The sequence below is a fragment of the Endozoicomonas sp. genome (assembly GCF_051008435.1).
In the GTDB taxonomy this organism is placed as follows: Bacteria; Pseudomonadota; Gammaproteobacteria; order Pseudomonadales; family Endozoicomonadaceae; genus Endozoicomonas_A.
Genome location: NZ_JBPCXO010000463.1, coordinates 1 through 3,724 on the forward strand (window position 1 = coordinate 1; position 3,724 = coordinate 3,724).

At 42.8% G+C, this 3,724-nt stretch carries 4 protein-coding genes; 3 read left to right on the forward strand and 1 reads right to left on the reverse strand.

Annotated elements, in window-relative coordinates; translation table 11 throughout:
- Nucleotides 1-300 precede the first annotated feature (300 nt).
- The 3 genes from ACR2PX_RS22880 (at nt 301) to ACR2PX_RS22890 (ending at nt 2,809) form a co-directional block, all read left to right on the forward strand.
- Nucleotides 301-1,083: an AHH domain-containing protein gene (locus ACR2PX_RS22880; protein ID WP_434001662.1), complete on the forward strand. Its 783-nt coding sequence runs from the start codon at nt 301-303 to the stop codon at nt 1,081-1,083.
- Nucleotides 1,080-1,649 (forward strand): hypothetical protein, encoded by a 570-nt coding sequence (locus ACR2PX_RS22885; RefSeq protein ID WP_434001663.1) that lies wholly within the window; start codon nt 1,080-1,082, stop codon nt 1,647-1,649. Before ACR2PX_RS22880 ends, ACR2PX_RS22885 begins: the two co-directional genes overlap by 4 nt.
- A gap of 320 nt (nt 1,650-1,969) precedes the next feature.
- A complete protein-coding gene (locus ACR2PX_RS22890) occupies nt 1,970-2,809 on the forward strand; it encodes a DUF3883 domain-containing protein (RefSeq protein ID WP_434001664.1) in 840 nt (279 codons plus the stop codon).
- A gap of 169 nt (nt 2,810-2,978) precedes the next feature.
- Here the strand turns inward: ACR2PX_RS22890 and ACR2PX_RS22895 are convergent, their stop codons facing one another.
- On the reverse strand, nt 2,979-3,266 hold the full coding sequence (locus ACR2PX_RS22895) for a hypothetical protein (protein ID WP_434001665.1): 288 nt from the start codon (nt 3,264-3,266) through the stop codon (nt 2,979-2,981).
- Between the last annotated feature and the right edge of the window lie 458 nt (nt 3,267-3,724).

The following is a 3,724-nucleotide window of genomic DNA, read 5'->3' on the forward strand; positions in this document are numbered from 1 at the left end:
TCAAAGGGTTGGGAGAGGAACTCTTTAGTGTCGTGATCGAATTGAGTCATGGAGAGTTCCTGATTAAAGTTCTTTTTGTGGGTTAAAGGCGTTTGAATCTGCAGGCGTAGTATAAAGGCAAGAATATCTCTTTATCCATCTCAGGCTCTCAGAAACACTTTCTTGCTCGGGTCTACTGAATATGTAAATGTCCTGATTTATCCCTGATCTTAGTGTTAGTAATGAGCCGTTTACCCTTTAGACGTTATTCCACTCTATGATAATCTGGCGCTGGAAAAGTGATTATCATGGAATGGATGTATGGAATACGATCACGGTGTGTGCGTAACAAAACGTTTACACGAGATGACCCCGCTTGAACGTATCATGGCGGACTTTGAGCAAAAGTGTAAGAAATACCACACTGATAAAGACGAGTTCGATGTTGCTAAAAAAGCGGCTAAGAAAGGGAATGGTATTAAGCCTTCAAAAGCGGATGAGAAAGCTCTTTCCAAGAAGTCCCGTGAACTCAACCGCTTGCTGAAACAATTAGCTGCAGAGCGCTTAGCAACCCTGACTCAGGTGAGTGTACAGGATAGTCTTGAAAAGTATCGAACAGAGCTGAAGCCTTCAGAAGATTCAACACGAAAAGATCGTTCCATTCATCGCAATGCTATGGGTATAGAGGCCCATCACCCCACAAAAGTTCTGGCAAAGTTTATGGAGGATGATGGACGACATGCGCCAGATCCTAAGTCGAGATTTACAGCCCATCATATTGTTCAGGGGAAAGGTAGAACTCGGTTTGCTGCAGAAGCTAGAGTTGATATGCATTTCCACGGAATAAGGATCAATGACCCTGATAATGGGGTTTGGATGCCGAGAGAAATTTCCGATAAAGGCCATCCGGCTATGAGGCATGCCAATGCCCATGCAGAGATTCACACTTATAACTACGAGCATTGGGTTCATAACAGAAGCAGAAACATCGTTAATGAAGGTGCTTTTAGAGGTAAGCTTTTATCTATACGAACCCTATTGCGGGATGGGCAGCAGCCTGATTATGTGACTGAGCCACCACTGGAGGAGGTTTTTAAGCCGTGACTCTGTATAAAGTTCATGAAGACGCAGCCAACTACCAGAGTATGACACTGGATATTGATGATTTTCTGGATCTTTTGGATCCCCATATCGGTGAAGCTGCGGCTATGCAGCTTGGTAAAAAGAATATATCGGTAAAAGCTTGTTGGGAGCCTCTAGATCTTGGTTATTACCACAATGAAGGAACAGTAAGCCTCGCAGATATAAGTATCTGGCGGTCGGGTGTTTTGCTGATGAATCAAAAAGCCTTTCGTGCCTTGGAAGGTATACTTGCTCCCTTTGGTGAAATTCTGCCCTGTGAGCTCCATGGCAACCCAGCCTATTTTTTCAACTGCCTGAACCTGAAACCTTCTGACGCTGCACAAATACAATATCGAATGCATAAAGATATCTTTGCCGATGTTGAGTCTATCGTTTTTTCTGATGATGAAAGCGATGATATCTTCAAGCATGAGAATGAGATCAGCTTTGAGATGTTCTGTTCCAAACAACTGGTGGACGTTGTAAAACAGGCAGACTTGAAGGGACTGGCCTTTACAGAGAATCTTGCTGCGAGTGTCCCAGTCTGAACTGATTGTGACCAAAAAGTATTGGTCAGTGCTTTTTGGCTTCAGTCTATGTCTGTGGATATCCTAATTTGTTACTTGGACCCTTATTTATAGAACTATTTTCGTCATTTCGTATTTTCTTATACGACTTTTTATGGTTTTTCGTACTTTTTCATATGTTTTATAAGAAGGAGGGCTCAAGCTTTTGTGCTTATGAGTGAAATCGAAGATCAGCTCTCTTTGAGCCGACTTGGGTGATTGATCTGTAATCGTTGTAGTGTCTGTTGCTGTCTTTTTGGGGTAACCTGGAGCCATCATGGACGCATTGAATTGAATAAGGCATGTCTACAGATTGGAAGTCAGAAGAGCTATCTCTTATTGTTGCTGATTATTTCGCCATGCTGACGAGTGAGTTGTCAGGAAAAAAATATAATAAGGCGCATCATCGCCGTGTACTTTTTGCCCAGTTACCCCTGAGGACTGATGGAGCAATTGAGTTCAAACACTGCAATATCAGTGCGGTACTTCACCAGTTAAATCTGCCATCAATTAGTGGGTACAAGCCGCGCAATAATTTCCAGAACAGTCTGGTAGATGCTGTCAGTCAGTGGCTGGAAGCTAATTCTACGTTTATTGGTGTTGTTGAGTCAGATGTTCAGAAGAATGTCTCATTGCCAGAAAATATAGATTATCAGTCTATAGTCGTTCCTCCGCCAACAATAGAGGTACCGAAGCAGGCTATGGCTTTTGATCGCAAAGTGACCAGAGTATCGACAGTCAACTGGCTTGCAAGAGAGGCTTCAAATCAAAGTCTTGGTCTTGCTGGAGAATCCATAGTTCTGGAGTATGAAGAGCAACGTTTAAGGCAAAGTGGCCATAAAAAACTTGCTGATAAAATAGAGCATACTTCACGAGTAGTGGGAGATGGAACAGGATACGATATCCTGTCCTATGAGCTATCAGGTAAGCCCAGGCATATAGAAGTGAAAACAACCCGTTATGGTAAAGAGACACCATTCTGGCTGTCAGCCAATGAGCTGGGTTTCTCAATAGACAACAGTGACAGTTATTTTCTTTATCGGCTCTATAACTTCAGGAAAGGTCCAAGATTGTTTATGCTGCAGGGGGCTGTAAACAGGCATTGCCAGCTAAAACCACAGCAGTATATGGCGGCTTTTTAGGAGTGCCCTGGAGGGTTTACTGTCTGATTTAGAAATAACAGAGCTGAACAGCGAGAAAGAAAAAAATTCTACCTCAATTGAGCAGACAGTGCCTGCTCAATCTTCTGGCATGAAAGGTATTTTTGAGCGACGGAGTTTATGTACTGCAATGTGGTTCGCTCATAAATAGCTATTTAAATTTACCTTCAGCCCAGAGCTTTTCAAACTCTTCTTTGGCTCTCATCCGTCGATTCACGCACTCAACCATGTTTTCATTAGCTCTGATTCCTTCGCATTCCCATGGGGTGTGATACCAGGTATCAAATGCAGTATCTTTTCTCTGCTCTTCTTGCTGCTGCCTGCGTTTCTCTTCAAGAATACGTCTATTTTCTACTGCGTCGGCTCTGGCTTTTTGCAGAGCTTTCTTCTGTTGCGTATGAATATCTGGAGCTTTTGGAAGGGGCTTAAGGCTGATCACATTAGGCTCTTGGGCTTGTTCTGAATTCTGATCAGGCTTACCCGCTTGAGATAGGATTGATTTCTCCAGATAAGAGAATGTCCAGGAGGTTGCAGTCTTGATTGTGAATATCGTAAACAGGGCAAAAACTACAATAAGCGATAACTTCAGAGCAAAGAGCTTCAGAGGATTGGCTGTGTTGCTTTTATGATTTGACCTCTTTCTTGTTCGGCTCTTCAGGGGTATCTGTGGGTAGGAATGAACAATTTCGAGGATAAAAGGGCATCGACAGCTGACTTTTGATAGTTTTTGTTGAAGGACAAAAAAACAACAAAAGCCGCCGCCGATGCTTATAAAAACTATCCTCAATAAATGCCATAAACTCAAGTCATTTGTTTACGAAAAGGTTGAACTTGGTTTCTATCAAGGCTCCGAAGTCTTCAACGTCACTGTTATTCCCCGTAAGAATGGACAGGCTA